The organism is Pseudaeromonas pectinilytica (assembly GCF_054780855.1).
Genome location: NZ_BAAGVN010000075.1, coordinates 20,932 through 37,911 on the forward strand (window position 1 = coordinate 20,932; position 16,980 = coordinate 37,911).

At 57.5% G+C, this 16,980-nt stretch carries 17 protein-coding genes; 7 read left to right on the forward strand and 10 right to left on the reverse strand.

What is annotated here, in order from left to right; translation table 11 throughout:
- Positions 1–6: 6 nt before the first annotated feature.
- Positions 7–1,830 carry a maltodextrin glucosidase gene (gene malZ, locus ACYVG7_RS05785; RefSeq protein ID WP_460882277.1) on the forward strand — a complete coding sequence of 608 codons (1,824 nt, stop codon included), beginning with the start codon at positions 7–9 and terminating at the stop codon, positions 1,828–1,830.
- A gap of 80 nt (positions 1,831–1,910) precedes the next feature.
- On the opposite strand, the gene ACYVG7_RS05790 is transcribed toward malZ, so the two are convergent.
- Both ACYVG7_RS05790 and ACYVG7_RS05795 read right to left on the reverse strand, forming a co-directional pair.
- Positions 1,911–2,495, reverse strand: coding sequence for a YhgN family NAAT transporter (locus tag ACYVG7_RS05790; protein ID WP_460882278.1), 585 nt, complete (start codon positions 2,493–2,495; stop codon positions 1,911–1,913).
- Positions 2,496–2,592: 97 nt separating this feature from the next.
- Positions 2,593–2,835, reverse strand: coding sequence for a YecH family metal-binding protein (locus tag ACYVG7_RS05795; protein WP_460882279.1), 243 nt, complete (start codon positions 2,833–2,835; stop codon positions 2,593–2,595).
- Between the two features lie 216 nt (positions 2,836–3,051).
- On the opposite strand from ACYVG7_RS05795, the gene ACYVG7_RS05800 reads away from it, so the two are divergent.
- Complete coding sequence (locus ACYVG7_RS05800; RefSeq protein ID WP_460882280.1) at positions 3,052–3,207, forward strand: hypothetical protein; 156 nt, start codon at positions 3,052–3,054, stop codon at positions 3,205–3,207.
- Positions 3,208–3,388: 181 nt separating this feature from the next.
- Here the strand turns inward: ACYVG7_RS05800 and ACYVG7_RS05805 are convergent, their stop codons facing one another.
- The 3 genes from ACYVG7_RS05805 to ACYVG7_RS05815 all read right to left on the reverse strand — a co-directional run bounded on the left by ACYVG7_RS05805 (position 3,389) and on the right by ACYVG7_RS05815 (position 6,368).
- Positions 3,389–3,517, reverse strand: coding sequence for a hypothetical protein (locus ACYVG7_RS05805; RefSeq protein WP_460882281.1), 129 nt, complete (start codon positions 3,515–3,517; stop codon positions 3,389–3,391).
- A gap of 819 nt (positions 3,518–4,336) precedes the next feature.
- Positions 4,337–4,948, reverse strand: a complete 612-nt coding sequence (gene fabR / locus ACYVG7_RS05810) for an HTH-type transcriptional repressor FabR (protein ID WP_460882282.1) — start codon at positions 4,946–4,948, stop codon at positions 4,337–4,339.
- A 73-nt stretch (positions 4,949–5,021) separates the two neighbouring features.
- A complete protein-coding gene (locus tag ACYVG7_RS05815) occupies positions 5,022–6,368 on the reverse strand; it encodes a phospholipase D-like domain-containing protein (protein WP_460882283.1) in 1,347 nt (448 codons plus the stop codon).
- 156 nt (positions 6,369–6,524) lie between these two features.
- Between ACYVG7_RS05815 and ACYVG7_RS05820 the strand changes: the two genes are divergently transcribed.
- Complete coding sequence (locus tag ACYVG7_RS05820; RefSeq protein ID WP_460882284.1) at positions 6,525–6,812, forward strand: hypothetical protein; 288 nt, start codon at positions 6,525–6,527, stop codon at positions 6,810–6,812.
- Positions 6,813–6,833: 21 nt separating this feature from the next.
- Here ACYVG7_RS05820 and ACYVG7_RS05825 read toward each other — a convergent pair whose 3' ends face one another.
- The 3 genes from ACYVG7_RS05825 to ACYVG7_RS05835 all read right to left on the reverse strand — a co-directional run bounded on the left by ACYVG7_RS05825 (position 6,834) and on the right by ACYVG7_RS05835 (position 10,920).
- Positions 6,834–8,273: an MltF family protein gene (locus ACYVG7_RS05825; protein ID WP_460882285.1), complete on the reverse strand. Its 1,440-nt coding sequence runs from the start codon at positions 8,271–8,273 to the stop codon at positions 6,834–6,836.
- 124 nt (positions 8,274–8,397) lie between these two features.
- Positions 8,398–8,694: a DUF406 family protein gene (locus ACYVG7_RS05830; RefSeq protein WP_460882286.1), complete on the reverse strand. Its 297-nt coding sequence runs from the start codon at positions 8,692–8,694 to the stop codon at positions 8,398–8,400.
- Positions 8,695–8,808: 114 nt separating this feature from the next.
- Positions 8,809–10,920 (reverse strand): S9 family peptidase, encoded by a 2,112-nt coding sequence (locus ACYVG7_RS05835; protein WP_460882287.1) that lies wholly within the window; start codon positions 10,918–10,920, stop codon positions 8,809–8,811.
- Between the two features lie 356 nt (positions 10,921–11,276).
- Between ACYVG7_RS05835 and kefF the strand changes: the two genes are divergently transcribed.
- Genes kefF through ACYVG7_RS05850 form a run of 3 tightly spaced genes read left to right on the forward strand, consistent with a single transcriptional unit; the run spans position 11,277 to position 14,166 of the window.
- Complete coding sequence (gene kefF, locus ACYVG7_RS05840) at positions 11,277–11,873, forward strand: glutathione-regulated potassium-efflux system oxidoreductase KefF (protein ID WP_460882288.1); 597 nt, start codon at positions 11,277–11,279, stop codon at positions 11,871–11,873.
- On the forward strand, positions 11,873–13,783 hold the full coding sequence (locus ACYVG7_RS05845) for a monovalent cation:proton antiporter-2 (CPA2) family protein (protein WP_460882293.1): 1,911 nt from the start codon (positions 11,873–11,875) through the stop codon (positions 13,781–13,783). The genes kefF and ACYVG7_RS05845 overlap by 1 nt, the downstream gene beginning before the upstream one ends.
- Positions 13,783–14,166, forward strand: a complete 384-nt coding sequence (locus tag ACYVG7_RS05850) for a SirB2 family protein (RefSeq protein WP_460882289.1) — start codon at positions 13,783–13,785, stop codon at positions 14,164–14,166. Before ACYVG7_RS05845 ends, ACYVG7_RS05850 begins: the two co-directional genes overlap by 1 nt.
- 110 nt (positions 14,167–14,276) lie before the next feature.
- Here the strand turns inward: ACYVG7_RS05850 and ACYVG7_RS05855 are convergent, their stop codons facing one another.
- Positions 14,277–14,702 (reverse strand): DUF4124 domain-containing protein, encoded by a 426-nt coding sequence (locus tag ACYVG7_RS05855; RefSeq protein ID WP_460882290.1) that lies wholly within the window; start codon positions 14,700–14,702, stop codon positions 14,277–14,279.
- Positions 14,703–14,865: 163 nt separating this feature from the next.
- Between ACYVG7_RS05855 and ACYVG7_RS05860 the strand changes: the two genes are divergently transcribed.
- Positions 14,866–15,156: a YebG family protein gene (locus ACYVG7_RS05860; protein ID WP_460882291.1), complete on the forward strand. Its 291-nt coding sequence runs from the start codon at positions 14,866–14,868 to the stop codon at positions 15,154–15,156.
- A 44-nt stretch (positions 15,157–15,200) separates the two neighbouring features.
- On the opposite strand, the gene ACYVG7_RS05865 is transcribed toward ACYVG7_RS05860, so the two are convergent.
- A complete protein-coding gene (locus ACYVG7_RS05865) occupies positions 15,201–16,793 on the reverse strand; it encodes a M14 family zinc carboxypeptidase (protein ID WP_460882292.1) in 1,593 nt (530 codons plus the stop codon).
- Positions 16,794–16,980 lie beyond the last annotated feature (187 nt).

The following is a 16,980-nucleotide window of genomic DNA, read 5'->3' on the forward strand; positions in this document are numbered from 1 at the left end:
GTCCTGATGCCACACCCGTTTTTCTGCCACTCCCAAGTGACGCCCTGGCTCAAAGCCAGTAATAGCCAACTACAATTGACCCTGTTTGTGCACAAAGAGCTGGAATTGAGCCAGCTCTTCATTCGCCATGAGCCGGATAACGAAGAGCAATTGATCCCGATGAGGCCCTGTGGTCAGCAGGGTGAGCTGCTGATCTGGCGTGGCGAATTGCCACTCCATCCCGAGTCGGAAACCATCCTCTATACCTTCAAGGCGATCGGACAACAGGAGCAATGGTGGGTTCATGCCGCGGGGGTCGCTTCCGCCATGCCACCCCGGCAATCCCATTTCCATTTCAATCCCCAACAGAAACCGCCGGTTTGGGTGCAGGATCAGGTGTTCTATCAGATTTTCCCCGACCGTTTTTGCAATGGCGATCCCAGCATCAGCGTGCAGAGTGGCGAGTATCAATACGGTGATACCACTCATCCCGTGATTGCCAAGCAATGGGGGGAACCGGTTGCCACCAGCCATCACACCACGGGGGCATCCGAGTTTTATGGCGGCGATCTGGCCGGGATCCAGAGTAAATTGCATTATCTACAATCGCTGGGGATCTCGGCCCTGTATCTGAATCCCATTTTTGCCTCCCCCAGCAACCACAAGTACGACACCATCGACTTCTACCAGGTTGACCCCCACCTGGGGAGTAATCAGCAACTCGCGGAGTTGACCAATAACCTCCACCAGCGCGGTATGCGCATCGTGCTGGATGCGGTAGTAGATCATACTTCGGATCAACACCCCTGGTTTGCCGCTGCCAGTCAGGCCCATGCCAGTGCCCGGCGTTTCTATACCTTCGACGAGACCGGAAACTATGTCGGCTGGAAGGGGATGTCTCATCTGCCGAAGCTAGATTTTTCCTGCCAGGAAGTACAGGAAGTTGTGTATCGCGGTGAAGATGCCATTCTGCGGCACTGGTTGCGGGCACCGTATGCCATTGATGGCTGGCGTTTCGATGTCATTCATATGCTGGGCGAACATGGCTCTGCAGCGGGCAATGCCTATCACGTTCGCCAGATGCGGCAATGCATGAAGCAAGAAAATCCGGATGCTTACGTGCTGGGCGAGCACTTCTTTGAAGCCAGCCAGTGGCTACAAGGCGATCAGGAAGATGGCGCCATGAACTACTACGGATTTGCTCATCCGGTTCGCGCCTTTCTAGCAGGCAAGGATATCGCCTACCACCCGGTCAAGATCACGGCCGAAGAGTTTGACCAGTGGCTCAAACAGGCCCGCTGCAGCATTCCCTTTGCCAATCAACTGGCTCAGTTCAACCTGCTGGATAGCCATGATACCGCTCGCTTTTTGTCGATCCTCGAAGGCGATGAAGCCCTGATGCGCGCCGCTGTGACTCTGCTGTTTACCTATATCGGCACGCCCTGTATCTATTACGGTGATGAGGTCGGTATGGAAGGTGGTCAGGATCCGGATTGCCGCCGCTGCTTCCCATGGGATAGCACCGAATGGAATCACATGCTGCACGATCACTATCGTCGCATGATCCGTTTACGCAAGACCCACCCGGCACTGAGACGCGGCGATATTCACACCCTGTATGCGGGCGAACACAGCTTTGTATTTGCCCGGACTCTGGAGAGTGATGTGGTGATTACCGCGCTGAATCGTCATCCGACCAAGGCGCGAACAATCACCCTGCCCATCTGGCAAACAGCCTCACTGGCCAACCGCTTTACCGATCCGGAAACCCGGGAGAAGTTCGAAGTGGTCAAAGGGGAAATTCGACTGACCATTCCGGCCAAGACGGCCCGAGTTCTGCTGGCCACCTAGGCAATGGATGTGGGTCGCCGCTTAAACACAACAGGCCGGTCTAGGACCGGCCTGTTGTTATTCATCACAAGGGAAATGACTCAGGAAAGGTACTTCACGGCGCCATCCAGCAGCATTTGTACCGAAATCATGACGAGTAGCATACCCATCAGGCGCTCCAGCGCCTGCAATACTCGATCGCCGAGCATGCGATTAATCTGCTCGTAGAACATCAGAATGATCGAGCTGGCGCTCCAGGCCAACAACAGAGCCAGAGTCCAGTCAGTCATCTGATGGGGGTATTGATGGGCTAACAAGAGTAATGCCGCCAGGATCGAAGGGCCGGCAATCATCGGGATCGCCATGGGCACAATCAGGGGCTCCTCCCCTTCCGGTAAGCCGGTGACCCCGCCCTCACTGGGGAAAATCATCCGGATCGCGATCAGGAACAGCACGATACCGCCGGAGATACTCACCGCCTCCTGCTTGAGATTTAATAGATTGAGAATTTCCTGACCGGCAAATAGGAACAACAACAGCACGACCAGAGAAATCAGCAACTCCCGGATCATGACTTTGCGACGACGCTCGGCGGGTAAATGGCGCAGGATCGATAAAAACACAGGAAGGTTGCCGACCGGGTCCATAATTAGAAACAACATGACGGCAGCGGTAATAATATCCATAGCGGAACATCCGGTTAATTACAGAACAAAATTCTGGCCGGAATATAGCAGAGCAGAGGTTAGATTGCGACAGAGCGGGCTATCGCAATCATTATGCCTAGTGATTACAAATCCGTTCGGCTTCCGTATTGAAGCCACTGTCCTGATCGACGAACTTGCCGCGTTCGCGTAAGAATTCAATCAAGGTCTCGGCATCCATATCGCTGGCACTGCAGGTGTGAAAACGCGCCGTGGAACCAAACCGCTCATGGATTGCCAACTTCAGGCTCTCGCGCGTGAAGGTACCGCCCAGCTCTAACATCAAATGCATCACTTCGTGACCATGAATGGATTCCGTCATTGCTCATCTCCAGAAAGTTATAACATGCCAGAGTAAAGCATCTTATGGGTTTCTCGATCCTGTTTATGATCAAGAAGAAGCGGATTTTTTGCACAACCGGGAAAGTGCTGCCTGGATCACATTCGCTCTAGAGCCGAGAGCGAATGGCTTGCCATCGACCACGTCTTAATAATAAATTAAAAAATCAGCATAAATAATCAACAGTAGGATATAGCGATGGATAGCGGATTGAGTAGTTACCTACCAGCCATCGAGCTGATTATGTGCCATTTAGGCAAAAGTTTTGATGAAGCTTGCGATGAATTGGGGCTGAGTTCCCAGGAGCGTCGCCGTCTGGCCGCACTACAGGAAAAAGTACGAACCCCGGAATAGCTCATCCGGATCGGGTGTCGGATGGTCTCCAGCCATCTGGCGGCCACAAAGAAAAGGGGGCGACTTTCGTCGCCCCCATTAGGTCTTAGCTGTCCGAATCCTTGAACAGTATTGCTCCCTGCAATCCCTGACTAAGCTCGTCCTTTAGGCTTTCCACTTCCCAAATCCTTTGGGGTGTCCTTTAGCCATCCTGGCATAACGAGTTATCCGTACTCGCTGTGCTATCTCCCTCCAGGGAGGTGTCCTTGCCCACATCCTGTGGGGATTCCTGCGCCTTACCTTGGCAGCCGACCTTCTTGGTCAACTTCATTGCGTCCTGCCCTGTTAATACTAAGGATCCTGGCTGGATCAGCAATGCCATTGGCTAAATCTTTTCTCGTCTTCGGCATGCAGGAGAACATTTATTATTTTACTATCAATTGGTTATAAACAATCCATGTCTCTGGCGCACGAAAGAAAAACGTTTTCCCTTACGCAGGGTATGGCAAATGTCTCACACGATGAGTAGTCATTCTGGAAGCATTATGGGTGAGTCTTCCGTCGTAGGTCGTCATCATGTGGCAGCGAATATCGACTGAAAACCCTTTCACTTGAAATGAATAGTTGATCATAGAAAATGAAAAAAAATGCAATGAACGCTAAAAAGAAAAAGGGCGACTAGCGTCGCCCCTTAAAGGTCTGTTCGGTCTTTTTTGCACTTCCCTGAACGAATGTTGCTCCCTGCGACTCCCTGACCCTGGCCACTCCGGACCCGTCCCTATGACATCCTGTCGGCGAGCTCATCCTCGAGCCAGCTCATGATTCCTGAATCCATCATCCATGCGTCACTCCTGTGACCACCCCTGCCGGTATCCTGCATCATCCATCCTGGATCGATGTGGCAGCGGTATAGAGACATAGTAAGCCAAGAGGAGTGATGAACAAGTCCATGCAGGCAAGCAGCGCCGGGCACTCGGTGTCAGCCGAGGTGAAAGGATAATGTAACCATTTGATTTATAACCATGAGATACACTAGTGCAAGCTATTCCCCAACAAATGCCAGCCCGTCGGCCTACAGAGAATAGAGCAAATCTCCTACACATCGATCCGCCAGATGCCGATGGAACGCCGTTACGCTGTCACGAGCCAATCAAGTCCGCGGTTTGTGATAAAAATCCGCACCCCGAGCAATCATCCGCAGTTGATAGATAATTCGCTCGGCCAATTCGGTTCTCAGTGCCGGATCCAGATCCAGAGCATCGGCTCCGGCATGAAAGACGATGGTCACCATCGCCTCGGCCTGCACATTGGCATCATAGGGGGTATATCCGGATTTCTTTTGCAGATCATCGGCCAATTCGGCGATGAAATGCTGGATCTCCCGCTGGACGGCCTGGCGGAAAGCCGCCGAAGTACCGGAACGCTCACGCAGCAACAGACGGAAGACGTTGGGGTTATTCTCGATAAACTCCATAAAGGTCAGCACCGAGGTGCGAATCACGCTCCCGCCGGTACTGGCAATCCGCAGCCGGGCCTGGCGCATCAGTTGACGCAACGTCAACCCGCCTTCGTCCACCATGGTCAGGCCTAACTCGTCCATGTCGCGAAAATGGCGATAGAACGAGGTCGGTGCAATGCCGGCTTCCCGTGCCACTTCGCGCAGGCTGAGACTGGAAAAACTACGCTCGGCATTCAATTGGCTGAACGCGGCGTCGATCACCGAACGGCGGGTCTTCTCTTTTTGCTGTGCACGGATCCCCACAATCGCTCCCGGATAAACCAAAGTGCTGCATCATACCGTGTTGTTGCAGGCGCGCCAAACCGGCGCCGGAGTGCTACAGCAAGCCCCGCAGCGGCAAATAACTGACCAGGGTCACCCAGAAGCGTTGCCAACGGCTGGTCTGTGGTTCAACGTTACTCTGTGGCCACCGCACCTGCCCCTGGCTCAGACACAGGGGCCAAGCCGAATCTTCCGTCAGGATGAGATCCAGCCACGACTGCACCTCGGCGGCTAGGCTCTGGCCATGCAACAAGAGCGCAATCTCGGTATTCAGGTAGGAAGAGCGCGGATCCAGGTTCAGGCTGCCCACCAGCAGATGACTGTCATCAAACAGCGCCAGCTTGGCATGCAGGCAACGCTGGTTCCCAGGGCGCAGTTCGAACAGGCGAACTCCAGCATTCAACAGCCGCTTGCGGCGGGTACGATACCCGGAATATGCCAGCGGCATATCGGTGCCCGCCAATGAGTTGCTCAACATGAGGACCCCGACCCCGCGGCGCAACAAACGCCGCAACCCCTGATACAAAGGCCGAGTCGGCACCAGGTAGGGCGAGACAATCCGCAAACTCGCCGTGACCTCACCCAGTTGATCCAGCAAGGCCCGGGTCGCGGCGGAGGGATGACGCCGCACCTGTAATCCCTTGTCGGGGGAGTCCACGACCACCTGAGCCCGCACTGTGTGCCAGCTCAAGCTACGCAAGCAGCCGTTGAAATGCGCCTCGGCGACGCCAAACAGGCGGGCCACCTCAGGCTCGGTGAGTGCCAGCAGAAAAGCATTATTGGCAATAGCTATCGGCTCGGGAATGCCGAACCAGCCAAGGCGATGGCAGACATGGCTCCAACGCCCACGCCAGTAAGTGAGGAATCCGCGCGCCAGGTCGGTACAGACGGCACCGCGCAGCAGCACATCCAGATCGACAAACTGATGCTCGGCCGGCAGTCCCAGGTAAGCGTCGCCAATATTGCGCCCCCCCACCATGGCCCAGTCATCATCCACCACCAGCAATTTATTGTGCATCCGATGGTTGAGGCGACGAAAGCTGAACAGGATCTCCAGCAACCAGAACCAGGGGCGCCCTAGCCGGATCCAGAACGGGTTGAAGACTCGCACCCGGATATTGGGCTCCACCGCCAGAGACTCCAGATAGCGGTTGGAGCCCGAATAGAGATCATCCACCAGGATGCGGACTTTGACGCCCCGATGCGCAGCCTGCAGCAAGGCCCCCAACAGCAGCTTGCCACTGACATCCTCTTCCCAACTGTAGTACTGGGCCAGAATGCTGTAGCGCGCCTCCCGGATCAGGGCCAGCCGCAGCGTCAAAGCCTGTTCACCGTCAGTCACCAGTGCGGCCTGGGCGGCAACACCGTTTGCAAGGGGTGGGATAGTGTCCTGGCGGTCCATGGGCTGATCCTTCCGTCGGCTCGACTCAAATCCAGCATAACGGTCCCGATGTGACAGGCATAGGGTTTGCTAGATCAACGCAGGAAGTTTCATTGTTTCGTCATAGACGCCCTGCAGCATGGGCAGGCGAACAGCAGGGTATAGGAGGATCGGCCGATGATCGATCAACAGGAACATATTCAGTTGCTGGGTGAACCGCGTCTCGCCGGCAAGCAGCAGGAGCCACTGTGGGCCTGGATAGAGCAGGATACCCAGTCGGCAGCCGGACTCGCACTGCGACTCAGGACCCACAATCCACTCGCCCCGGACGATGGGCTGACCACCAGTCAGCACCATCCGGCGGATGCGTGCGCCATGGCCGAAAGTTATTTCTTCTGCCATCCGGATCAGCTGACAACCCGCATCTGGACGCCAGAGCCGGACGCTGTCACATCTCTGGCCTGACGCCCGAGGTGAGCGTCAGAGTCAGCGGGGACGCAGTTGCTTGCGCTGTTGATTCAGCTCGAAGGAGCGACGATAGGCGACATAGCGGCTGGATACATTTTTGACGTATTGCACCGTCTCGGCGCCCACTTTTGTCGCGGCGACTTTCTCGACATTATCGAACCAGATGTTGCCATTGAGACCGCGCCGTGCCGCCTCTTTGCGATACTGGGCAATCCGGTTCGGCCCGGCGTTATACGCCGCCAGGGTGAACAAGGCCCGGTTGTTGTCATCCAGCTCGGCATCGGCAAAATAGTTGTCCATCATGTAACGCATGTACTTGGTACCGGCGTGAACATTGTTCTCCAAAGTCGCAATGTTGCGCACGTTGATATAGGGCTCGCGAGCAGTACTCGGCAACACCTGCATCACGCCCATGGCTCCGCGACTGGAGCGCGCGCTCTGGTTCAGGGTGGACTCCTGATAGGCCTGGGCAAACAGCATCATCCAGTCCAGCTGATAGCGCTCGGCATAGCGCTGGAACAGCGGCGCATAGCGTTGGAAATCCGCCACCGACCATCCCATCCGCTCAGTACCGCCACGCAGGAAACGCTGGGCGATGCCGGGAGCCTGCTGCAAGTAACGGCGGTAGAGCGGTGCGCCCTTGGCGGTGCCTGCACGGTACTCTTGCAAGAAGGCATTCACCTCGCCTTCCAGCTGCGGGCTGTTCTTGCGAAACGCCCAGGCCGTGGCGCCATCTTTACGCAGCGGAACCTGATCATGAACCCGCAACCCGCTGAAAACCGGGTTCCAGAGTTTGGCCTTGTGGCTATCGACCAAGGTGTAGGGGATCTCTCCCAGGCTGACCATCTGCAGCAGATCGCTGTCCTGCAGGGATTCATCTGCTTGCTCGATATAGACAGGGGTCAGGTGCAGCGTCGCCAGCATCTCGTTGAGGAGCTGCAGGCTCTCGTAGTAACTGGAGCTTTTGCGCACCCAGACATGTTTGCCGGAGAGTTCGGTCAGATTGCGGATCTGGGGCACCTTGTCGCTACTGACCAGAAACTCCTGCAGACCTGTCATATCCGGAATGGAGAAGTCCACCAGCTTGCGGCGACTGTCGGTCACACTCAGGTTCGCCAGCACCAGATCGCCCTTGCCTTCGTTGAGCATTGGCAACAGCTGATCGTGGCGTACCGGCACCAGCACCATGTTCATCTTCAGTTTTTGGCCGGCGAAATAGCGTTGGTTGAGCCAGCGTTCGAATTCACGGGTCAGGCTGACATTCAAGCCGTCCTGACGTCCCTGATGGAGATAAAAATTGGCGTTGTCATAGACCACCAGCACTCGGAGCAGACGGTCATCGAGCATCTCATCCAAATCGCCTTTACGGGTGGCCGCTTTGTCGGTCAGGGCCATGGCGTGGGCAGCAGAAGCGGCCAGACACCAGAGCAACAACAGACCTTGAATTAGGTTTCTCATCGCGTATTGTCGATTTTCTGTTCACCGAAAACACCGCATTAAACCCTAATGTACCTGAATGGAAGCTGAACGGGAGGGGAGCTTTATACACAGCGGGGGGCCGGAACCCCCCGTTTTTTGTGACTCAGATCGCGCGGGAGCGCATCTCGAAGATGATTTTTTCAGCAGTACAGCTGAAGGTCAGGCTGCAGTTCAATACCACACCATCGGTAGTCGTTTGCATCTCTTTGGCAACCACCACATCACTGTAAATCGCGCGAGCCAGTTCGACGAATTTATCCAGCCGGGCTTCAGCTGAAGCGGCATCGGCTGCCTCGACGGTCAGGGTGATGAGATCATCGCCCTCGTTGATAATGCTGCCGATTTCAGCCACACAACCACACGCCTCACACGTCTCTTGAACCTGTTCTTGTACAGACATGGATTTCTCCTTTTTATCCGGCCGGGGCCGGTCTGTTCAGACTATGAATACTTGCCACAAGTCTACGCCGCCAACCGGCAAAACGGTATGGAAAATATGCCCGTTCAGAACCGATTACCCGGCGATGCCTGCTAGGTGAAGCAAGAAGGCATATTCCCGGGCCACATCGTGCAGATGATGATAGCGTCCGGCCTTGCCGCCATGCCCGGCGCTCATGTCCATATGCAGTAGCAGCCAGTGGTTATCAGTCTTCTCATGCCGCAATTTAGCGACCCACTTGGCCGGTTCCCAATACTGCACCTGGGAGTCATGCAAACCACTCACCACCAGCAAATGGGGATAAGCCTGCGCCCGGACCTGATCATAGGGGCTGTAACGCGAGATCCAGGCGTAATCAGCCTCCTGATGGGGATTGCCCCACTCGTCATATTCGCCGGTGGTCAGAGGAATGGAGTCATCCAGCATGCTAGTCAGGACATCGACAAACGGTACCGCCGCCACCACGCCCAGATAGAGCTCGGGAGCCATATTGATGACGCCCCCCATCAGCAGGCCACCGGCACTGCCGCCCATGGCAAACACCCGCCCGGGGTCGGCATAACCGGCAGCAATCAGGCCACGGGTGACATCGATAAAATCATGGAAGCTGTTGAGCTTGTGCTCACCCCGCCCCTGTTCATACCAGTGGCGTCCCAGCTCCTCGCCACCCCGGACATGGGCGATGGCATACACGAAGCCGCGATCCAGCAGGCTCAGACGACTGCTGGAAAAATCCGGCTCTTCGCTCAAGCCATAGGCACCATAGCCATACACCAGCAGCGGATTTTTTCCGGCGACGAACAGATCCCGACGATACACCAGCGAGACCGGCACCCGGGTGCCATCCCGCGCCTGGACCCAGAGGCGTTCACTGCCATAGGCGCTGGCATCAAAGCGGCCAAGCACAGGTTGTTGCTTCAACAGATGCTGGCTACCCAGCCCTAAATCCAGGGCGTAAGTGGAAACTGGCGTGGTCAGGGAGCTGTAGCCGTAGCGGATCTCGACGCTGGCCGGATCCGGGTTATACCCCAGCCAGGTGACATAGCAGGGATCGGCAAATTGCACCGCCCGCACCTCGTCGCCGGCCAAGGTCAACTGCCGTAAGCGGCTCAGGCCGTCCTGCCGCTCCTCGACCAGGATCGCTTGGTTAAACAATTCGAACTGCTGCAGCAATACGCTCTCGCGGGAGGGCAGCAGGCACTGCCACTCCGACTCGACGGCGCCAGTTTGCCGCTGGTCATCGGCATGCAGACGATAGAGACCAAAGTTGCTGCCTTGGGCATTGGAGCGGATATAAAAATCACCGGCCAGGTGGTCGAGCTGATATTCGTGCCCCCGTCGCCGCGGTAAAAAACAGACCGGCTCCCCGTGAGGAGTATCCAACGGCAGCCACCAGACTTCACAGCTCAATGTGCTTTGCAGGGAAATCAGCAGCAGTTGCTCGGAGCGGCTCTGCTCCAGGCTCAGATAAAAGCTGGGGTCGGACTCTTCATACACCAGCCGATCGCTCTCGATGGGGCTGCCCAGTTGGTGGTTCCACACCTGGTAAGGCAACAGCGTCTCCTCATCCAGACGGATATAGAAGAAGCTACGGCTATCGGCCGCCCACACCACCTCGGTCGAGCAGGACTCCAGGCTCTCTTCCAGCCACAGATCCTGCTGCAGATCGCGGATCTGGATGCGGTACTGACGGCGGGAGACCCAATCTTCCGCCACCGCCAGATAACGCTCATCCGGGCTGACCTCCAGACTTCCCAGCTCGTAGTAGTCACTCGCCGCCGCCCGACTCTCGGCATCCAGCAGCAGCTCCACCGGCGCCTCTAGGGAGCCCGGATGTCGCTCGTAGCGCGGAAACTCGGCGTCGGCCTCATAGCGGGTCACATACCAGTAACCGTGATAGCAATAGGGCAAGGAGCTATCGTCGGGTTTTTGCCGGGCCCGCATCTCGCGGTACAGTTTTTTTTGCAGCCCTTGCAGCGGCGCCATCACCTGCTGGCAGTACTCATTTTCCGCCTGCAGGTACCCCAGCACGGCCGGATCCTGACGGGCGTCATCCCGCAGCCAGTAGTAGGGATCGCAGCGCTGCTCGCCATGCATCAGCAACGAGTGATCATGGCGGGCAGCCATAGGCGGTACGGGAGGTGCAGCAACGGCAGAGGACGACGGACTCGGGAGCGACTCGGACACAGGCAATACTCTTGAAGAAGGGAGGCTGTCGCCATGCTAGCAAATCGCTGACGGCTTGCGGAGCACGATAGCGAGCTGACGAACCCTCTTTCGCCGCTTACACTGACAACAGGGGATTCCACCAGATGAGCACCACGGAACAGCAGCTTCATACCTGACCGTACAGCATGACAGAATGAGTCACTGACCCGTCACGCTGCGGCTGACACCTCGGGTTGCCATAGGGATCTCGTTACGCTCGATAATTGATTTGCTTCACAATTTCCTAGCCCCTAGACTGGCGCGGATCCATCGTTCCACACGAGCGAGCCTTCCCGTCCGCGCTAGCGCTGTTTTACCGGAGCCCTGTGACCAGCATGAAAAAGATACTGATCCTGTTTGCCCATCCCAGCTATCACCGCTCCCATGCCAACAAGGCTCTGCTGCAGGCATTGCGCAAGATGGAAGGGGTGACCATTCATGATCTGTATCAGTGCTATCCGAATATGTTTATCGATGTGGCGCGCGAGCAGCAGTTGCTGCTGGATCACGACATCATCATCTTCCAGCACCCGCTGTACTGGTACTCCAGCCCGGCGATTATCAAGGAGTGGATGGATCAGGTACTGGAATATGGCTTCGCCTTCGGCCCCGACGGCCACGCGCTCCGGGGCAAGGCCCTGCTGTCGGTGATCACCACGGGCGGTAGTCAGGAGTCCTACACCTCTCAGGGGCACAATCGCCGCGCTGTCATCGAATACCTGTTACCGTTCAAGCAGACCGCCTGGCTGTGTGGCATGCGCTACCTGCCGCCGTTTGTGCTCTACTCCTACCACACCATCCAGGATGTCGCCCTGCTGCGGGAGACCGCCCGCGAGTACCGCCAATTGCTGGAAGGGCTGCGGGATGAACGCTTCCCCGCCGATGAGCTGCATCGAGCCACCTATCTGACCGATCTGCTGGAGGCCCTATGATGACCGACGGGCTGCTATTTGATGCCTTCATCTTCCTGACCGCGGCTGTGGTCTCGGTGCCGATTGCCCGACGGCTGGGAATGGGCTCGGTGCTCGGTTATCTCATCGCCGGGATCATCATTGGCCCCTATCTGCTGAATGTGGTCGGCAAGACCGATGATGTGATGCACGTCGCCGAGTTCGGTGTGGTGCTGATGCTGTTCCTGATCGGGCTGGAGCTCAAACCCGCCCTGCTATGGCAACTCAAGGGGCCGGTACTCGGGCTCGGCGGCAGCCAGGTGTTGTTGACCACAGTAGCCATCGCCATCATCAGTCTGCTGTTCGAGCTACGCTGGCAGCAAGCGGTCACCACCGGCATGATCCTCGCCCTCTCCTCTACCGCCATAGTGCTGCAAAGCCTGACCGAACGGCGGCAGTTGAAAACCGAATCCGGTCAGGCCAGTTTTGCCGTGCTGCTGTTTCAGGATATCGCCGTCATTCCCATGCTGGCGATCATCCCCTTGCTGGCAGCTCGCGGCTCGGTGCCCGATACGGCACCCACCCTGGGAGGCTGGCAAGATGGCTTGCTGATTGCGGCGGTCATCTGCGGCATCATCCTCGGCGGCCACTATCTGATGCGGCCCGTATTCCGCTTCATTGCCCAATCCGGCATGCGCGAGATCTTCGTCGCCGCCGCCCTGCTGCTGGTCATCCTCATCGCCCTGGCCATGCAGTCAGTCGGCCTCTCCCCGGCGTTGGGCACCTTTCTGGCTGGTGTGGTTTTAGCGGAGAGCGAATATCGCCACGAGCTGGAAGCCAATATCGAGCCGTTCAAGGGGCTGTTGCTCGGCCTGTTCTTTATTTCGGTGGGTGCGGGCATCAACTTTACCCTGCTGGCCCATGAGCCAGGTGTGGTACTAGGCCTGCTGGCGCTGCTGATCCTGATCAAATGTCTGGTGCTGCAAGGACTGGGCGGCGTATCGCGCATGAACCCATCCCACCGCTGGACTTTCGCCCTGGCGCTAGCTCAGGGTAGCGAATTTGCGTTCGTGCTGCTGACCCTGGCCTATCAGAGTCAACTGCTATCGGCCCATCTGGTCTCTCTGCTGACCCTGGTGGTGGCGCTGTCCATGGCGCTGACGCCGGTGCTGCTGATCCTCAACCAGCGCTTTGTCCAGCGCCGTTACGAAGATCAGGAAGAAGAGCGGGAAGCCGACAAGATTGATGAGCACGACAACCCGGTCATCATCGTCGGCTTTGGCCGCTTCGGGCAGGTGGTCGGCCGCCTGCTCCATGCCCACGGCATCGGCACCACGGTTCTGGATAACGATGCGGGCCATATCGATGTGCTGCGTAAATTCGGCTACAAGGTGTTCTACGGTGATGCCGACCGGCTGGATCTGCTGTATGCCGCCGGGGCGCACAAGGCCAAGTTGCTGGTGGTAGCCGTCGGCAACCCAGCCAAGTCACTGGCGGTGTGTGAGCTGGCACAGAAGCATTTCCCGCAGCTCAAGCTGCTGGTGCGCGCCATTGACCGCCCTCATGCTCATCAGCTGCTGCAGCAAGGGGTGGACATGGTCTACCGGGAAACGGTCGGCTCGGCGGTGGATCTGGGAGTGAATGCCCTCAAGGAGCTGGGAGTGCGTGCCAATCAGGCCTGGCGTACTGGCCAAACCTTCAAACAGCATGATGAGAAGCTGCTGCGCGAGCAGACCGCCTTCATCGATGACGAGAGCATGTACATCACCAAGAGCGTGCAGTACCGGCATATTCTGGCGGAGATGCTGCAAGCCAATCAGGAAGATAGACGCAGCGAGATCATGTCGGCGTGGGAGAACACCCCAACCCAGGAAGATGAGCCGGAAACCCAGATCCAGCGCCCCTTCTTTGCCTCCAAGAATCATGACACCCCGAACCGCGGAGAAAAGTAATGAGCTATCTGTTCCTCAAGCAGCTGCACCTCCTCTGCATCCTGTTGAGTCTGTCGCTGTTTGTGTTTCGTCTACAGCTCTCGGTGCGTAACCATCCCCGACTGCAACAGCGCTGGCTGAAGATCCTGCCCCATTGCATCGATACCCTGCTGCTGATCTCCGGCGTGGCACTGGCCTATCACCTGCAGCAGGCTCCATTCGTCAACAGCCCCTGGCTCGGTGCCAAGCTGGTGGGATTAGTGCTGTACATAGTCGCGGGCACCTTCGCCATCAAGCGCGCGCCCAGCGCCCGTGGACGGCTCGGCTTCGGTCTGCTGGCCCTCGTCTTGTTTGCCTATATAGTAGCGGTGGCCGCCAGTAAACAGACCTGGCCCTGGCTGTAAGCCAGCCCGTTAGCGAAGGCGGGATAGCCGGTTGATGCAATGGGAACGAACAACCACGCCTTATTGGATCTGAAGGGTCCTGATGAGCTCTGCTCTCAAACTAGCAACGCTTAGCGTCGGCAGTACACCCGCACCGCATCCCGCGCCTGGCGGATCGCCTGGGTCGCGGCTTTGCCATGCAGCACTTCGGCCTTGCCACTTTGCGGGTTGAAGGCAGTAGCGCCCTTGGTCTGATAGCGGGATAACAGCGAGCGGTAGTAGGCACAGGTTTCCTGCTGCTTGCCGCTCTCGCCAGCCTGCAACAGGGTTTCAGCTTCGGCATAGAGCCGTTCACTCTCCGGCAGCGGCGTCACAGTGCCCTGGCTATTGGCTTTCAGCTCCTGAATGCCCCGGCTGCGATCGGCCGGTGGACGACTGGAGAAGTGAGTCACGCCCTGCTCATCATCCCAGCTGTAGAGCCGTTTTGCCCCGACTGGCGAGCTGCCCAACATCATGCAACACAGCAACAGCCACCCTATTCGAACCCCGGATCTCATACCCTCTCCTTGTCCCGCGTATATCCTGAACCCGCTGTCTGGAACAGCGTGAGCCACTATGCCATTTTTGCCGATACCCCGCGAGGCAGCACAGTTAAATCTGGCATTCAGCTCACTGATCCGTTATAAGAGAACTGTATCTTTATACATAGGAATTTCATCGATGGCGGTCGAGATCAAATACGTGGTAGTCCGGAACGGCGAGGAAAAGATGACCTTTGTCAGCAAGAAAGAGGCCGATGCTTACGACAAGATGCTGGATATGGCAGATGAGCTGAGTGGCTTATTGCAGCAAGGCCCAGTCCCACTGGACGAGAGTCAATGCGAGGCCCTGGGGCTCTATCTGGCCCAGCAGCGGGAGCCGCTAAGCCAAATCCTCAAGGGTGGCAAGGCCGCCGAACCAGCGGCAGCGCTGACACCAAAAGCGCGCAAGGGCAGCGCCACCGAAGAGTAAGAGTGGCGTGACGCCGCCGCCCGCGACTGAGCGTTTAGCCCCGGTTAGCTTCGGGAGTCCGATTTCGGCGCGTGGCGCTGCTCTTTATCCTTGGCCAACTGCTGGCTGACTTCGGCCAGCGGCGACGAGGGCAGTGGATTACTCATCAGCAATGCCCGCCAGCTCGGCTCCTGATACAGGCTATTGGAGGAGCGCGGATCCAGCATGATGCTGATGAGGGCCCCCTGGGGTTGCGCGGTGGAAATCTTCACATCCCCGGGTTTGAGCTGCACGCTGAGCGTTTTTTCATCCAGCACCACATCCAGCCAATCGCGGGTACCCGGGCTGGTGCGGGCGGCAATTTTGATATCCGCGACCCGCTGTTGGGTCACCTGGATGGTTTCCGGCTGCTGCACCACTTGATAGGCAATATGGTGATCATCCAGCCATTCGCGGAAGCGCCGGGTCTGGGAGCGGATGACATAACCGGGCGGGATCTCGCCCACATCCTTGATGGCGATCTGATCTTCCAGACGGAAGGGTTTGACCACCTGCTTGCCCTGCCGATCCTTGAGGGTAACGGCAATGCTCGGCTCCTGGACATTCGGCGCAAAGGCATACTGCATGACGAAGCGATCCTCGCCCTTGATGCCTTCCCAGCGGTGGCGCGCATCCCGGCTCAGAGTCAGGATCTGCGCCCGATCCACCAGCACCAGCTCCAGCGCTTTATCCACGCTCAGCAGTTGCTTGCGCACCCGCTCGGCAATGTTCTGCGGAGTCGGGAACTTGCCCTGGCCATCATGGCGATTCTCGAACAGCACCGTCATCGAACCTTGCATCGAGGCGTAATTGCGGAAATTGGAGAGACTCAAGCCACCGCGGCGCACCGGATCCTTGAGTGAATAGATCTCGTTATAGCGCTGGGCCGGAATACCGGCATCGGCTACCGCCTCGATGAGGCGCGGCAAGTAGACCTGGTTGGCGTAATGGCTGAGATCCGCGTCCAGATTCGGATTATTACCCACCTCGAACTGGGCATCTGTGGTGGTACGGAAGCCTTCCTTCGGCGTCATCGGCCACTTGTCGTTCCAGGTTTCGTGCAAGTCCATCACCACATCGGGCTGGAACCGCTCCAGGGCATCGATGTAGATACGGGTCTCGGGGGATTCGACGGCGATAAAGTCCAGATTCGGGTTCTCATCCTTGGCATTCAGCCGCCGGTTGAGATCGCGGCCATCTGGATTAGCCAACGCCACGATGACGAAATTCATCTGCTGCAGCCAGGGTGTCAGTTCGCCATCCAGCAGCCGCCGCGCCAGGATCTGCAGCACTTCGGTGCCCGATGGCTCATTGCCATGCTGGGATCCCAGCAGCATCACGGTGGGCTTGTCAGCCGCCGGTTTACCTTGCTGCAGAAAACTCGCATCGGCGGACACCAGCAGCGCCTCTACCGGGCGGCCACCGGCCGAAATCCCCAACCGGGTAACGGCAGCAAACTGGCTCTCTTGATCCAGGGTACGCAAGTAAGCGGAGATAGTCGCCGAATGGGGCAATGGCTGGGTGGGCGCCTGCTCGAACGGGGTGAGCGGCAGGGTTGCCCAGGCGGGAATTGAACAAGCAACCGCCAACAGGCCAGTCAGCCAATGCAACTTCATCATGACTCCTTCAACGGGATAGGACGATAAACGTGATCCAGCGGGCATTATAGGCATTCTGTGGCGGCAGTCACGCCCCGACAGCCTGGAGCACGGCAAACCACTATGGAAGGTGCGAATAAGCAGGTCATTTCTTCCCAAGCTGACTCGCTGATTAAAATTTCGCGGATCTGGGCCGATTTTTTTCCCG

Coding starts and splice junctions, on each gene's coding strand:
- malZ (WP_460882277.1), top strand. CDS start 7: ATGCCACACCCGTTTTTCTGCCACTCCCAAGTGACGCCCTGGCTCAAA.
- ACYVG7_RS05790 (WP_460882278.1), bottom strand. CDS start 2,495: ATGGATATTATTACCGCTGCCGTCATGTTGTTTCTAATTATGGACCCG.
- ACYVG7_RS05795 (WP_460882279.1), bottom strand. CDS start 2,835: ATGACGGAATCCATTCATGGTCACGAAGTGATGCATTTGATGTTAGAG.
- ACYVG7_RS05800 (WP_460882280.1), top strand. CDS start 3,052: ATGGATAGCGGATTGAGTAGTTACCTACCAGCCATCGAGCTGATTATG.
- ACYVG7_RS05805 (WP_460882281.1), bottom strand. CDS start 3,517: ATGAAGTTGACCAAGAAGGTCGGCTGCCAAGGTAAGGCGCAGGAATCC.
- ACYVG7_RS05815 (WP_460882283.1), bottom strand. CDS start 6,368: ATGGACCGCCAGGACACTATCCCACCCCTTGCAAACGGTGTTGCCGCC.
- ACYVG7_RS05820 (WP_460882284.1), top strand. CDS start 6,525: ATGATCGATCAACAGGAACATATTCAGTTGCTGGGTGAACCGCGTCTC.
- ACYVG7_RS05825 (WP_460882285.1), bottom strand. CDS start 8,273: ATGAGAAACCTAATTCAAGGTCTGTTGTTGCTCTGGTGTCTGGCCGCT.
- ACYVG7_RS05830 (WP_460882286.1), bottom strand. CDS start 8,694: ATGTCTGTACAAGAACAGGTTCAAGAGACGTGTGAGGCGTGTGGTTGT.
- kefF (WP_460882288.1), top strand. CDS start 11,277: ATGAAAAAGATACTGATCCTGTTTGCCCATCCCAGCTATCACCGCTCC.
- ACYVG7_RS05845 (WP_460882293.1), top strand. CDS start 11,873: ATGACCGACGGGCTGCTATTTGATGCCTTCATCTTCCTGACCGCGGCT.
- ACYVG7_RS05850 (WP_460882289.1), top strand. CDS start 13,783: ATGAGCTATCTGTTCCTCAAGCAGCTGCACCTCCTCTGCATCCTGTTG.
- ACYVG7_RS05855 (WP_460882290.1), bottom strand. CDS start 14,702: ATGAGATCCGGGGTTCGAATAGGGTGGCTGTTGCTGTGTTGCATGATG.
- ACYVG7_RS05860 (WP_460882291.1), top strand. CDS start 14,866: ATGGCGGTCGAGATCAAATACGTGGTAGTCCGGAACGGCGAGGAAAAG.
- ACYVG7_RS05865 (WP_460882292.1), bottom strand. CDS start 16,793: ATGATGAAGTTGCATTGGCTGACTGGCCTGTTGGCGGTTGCTTGTTCA.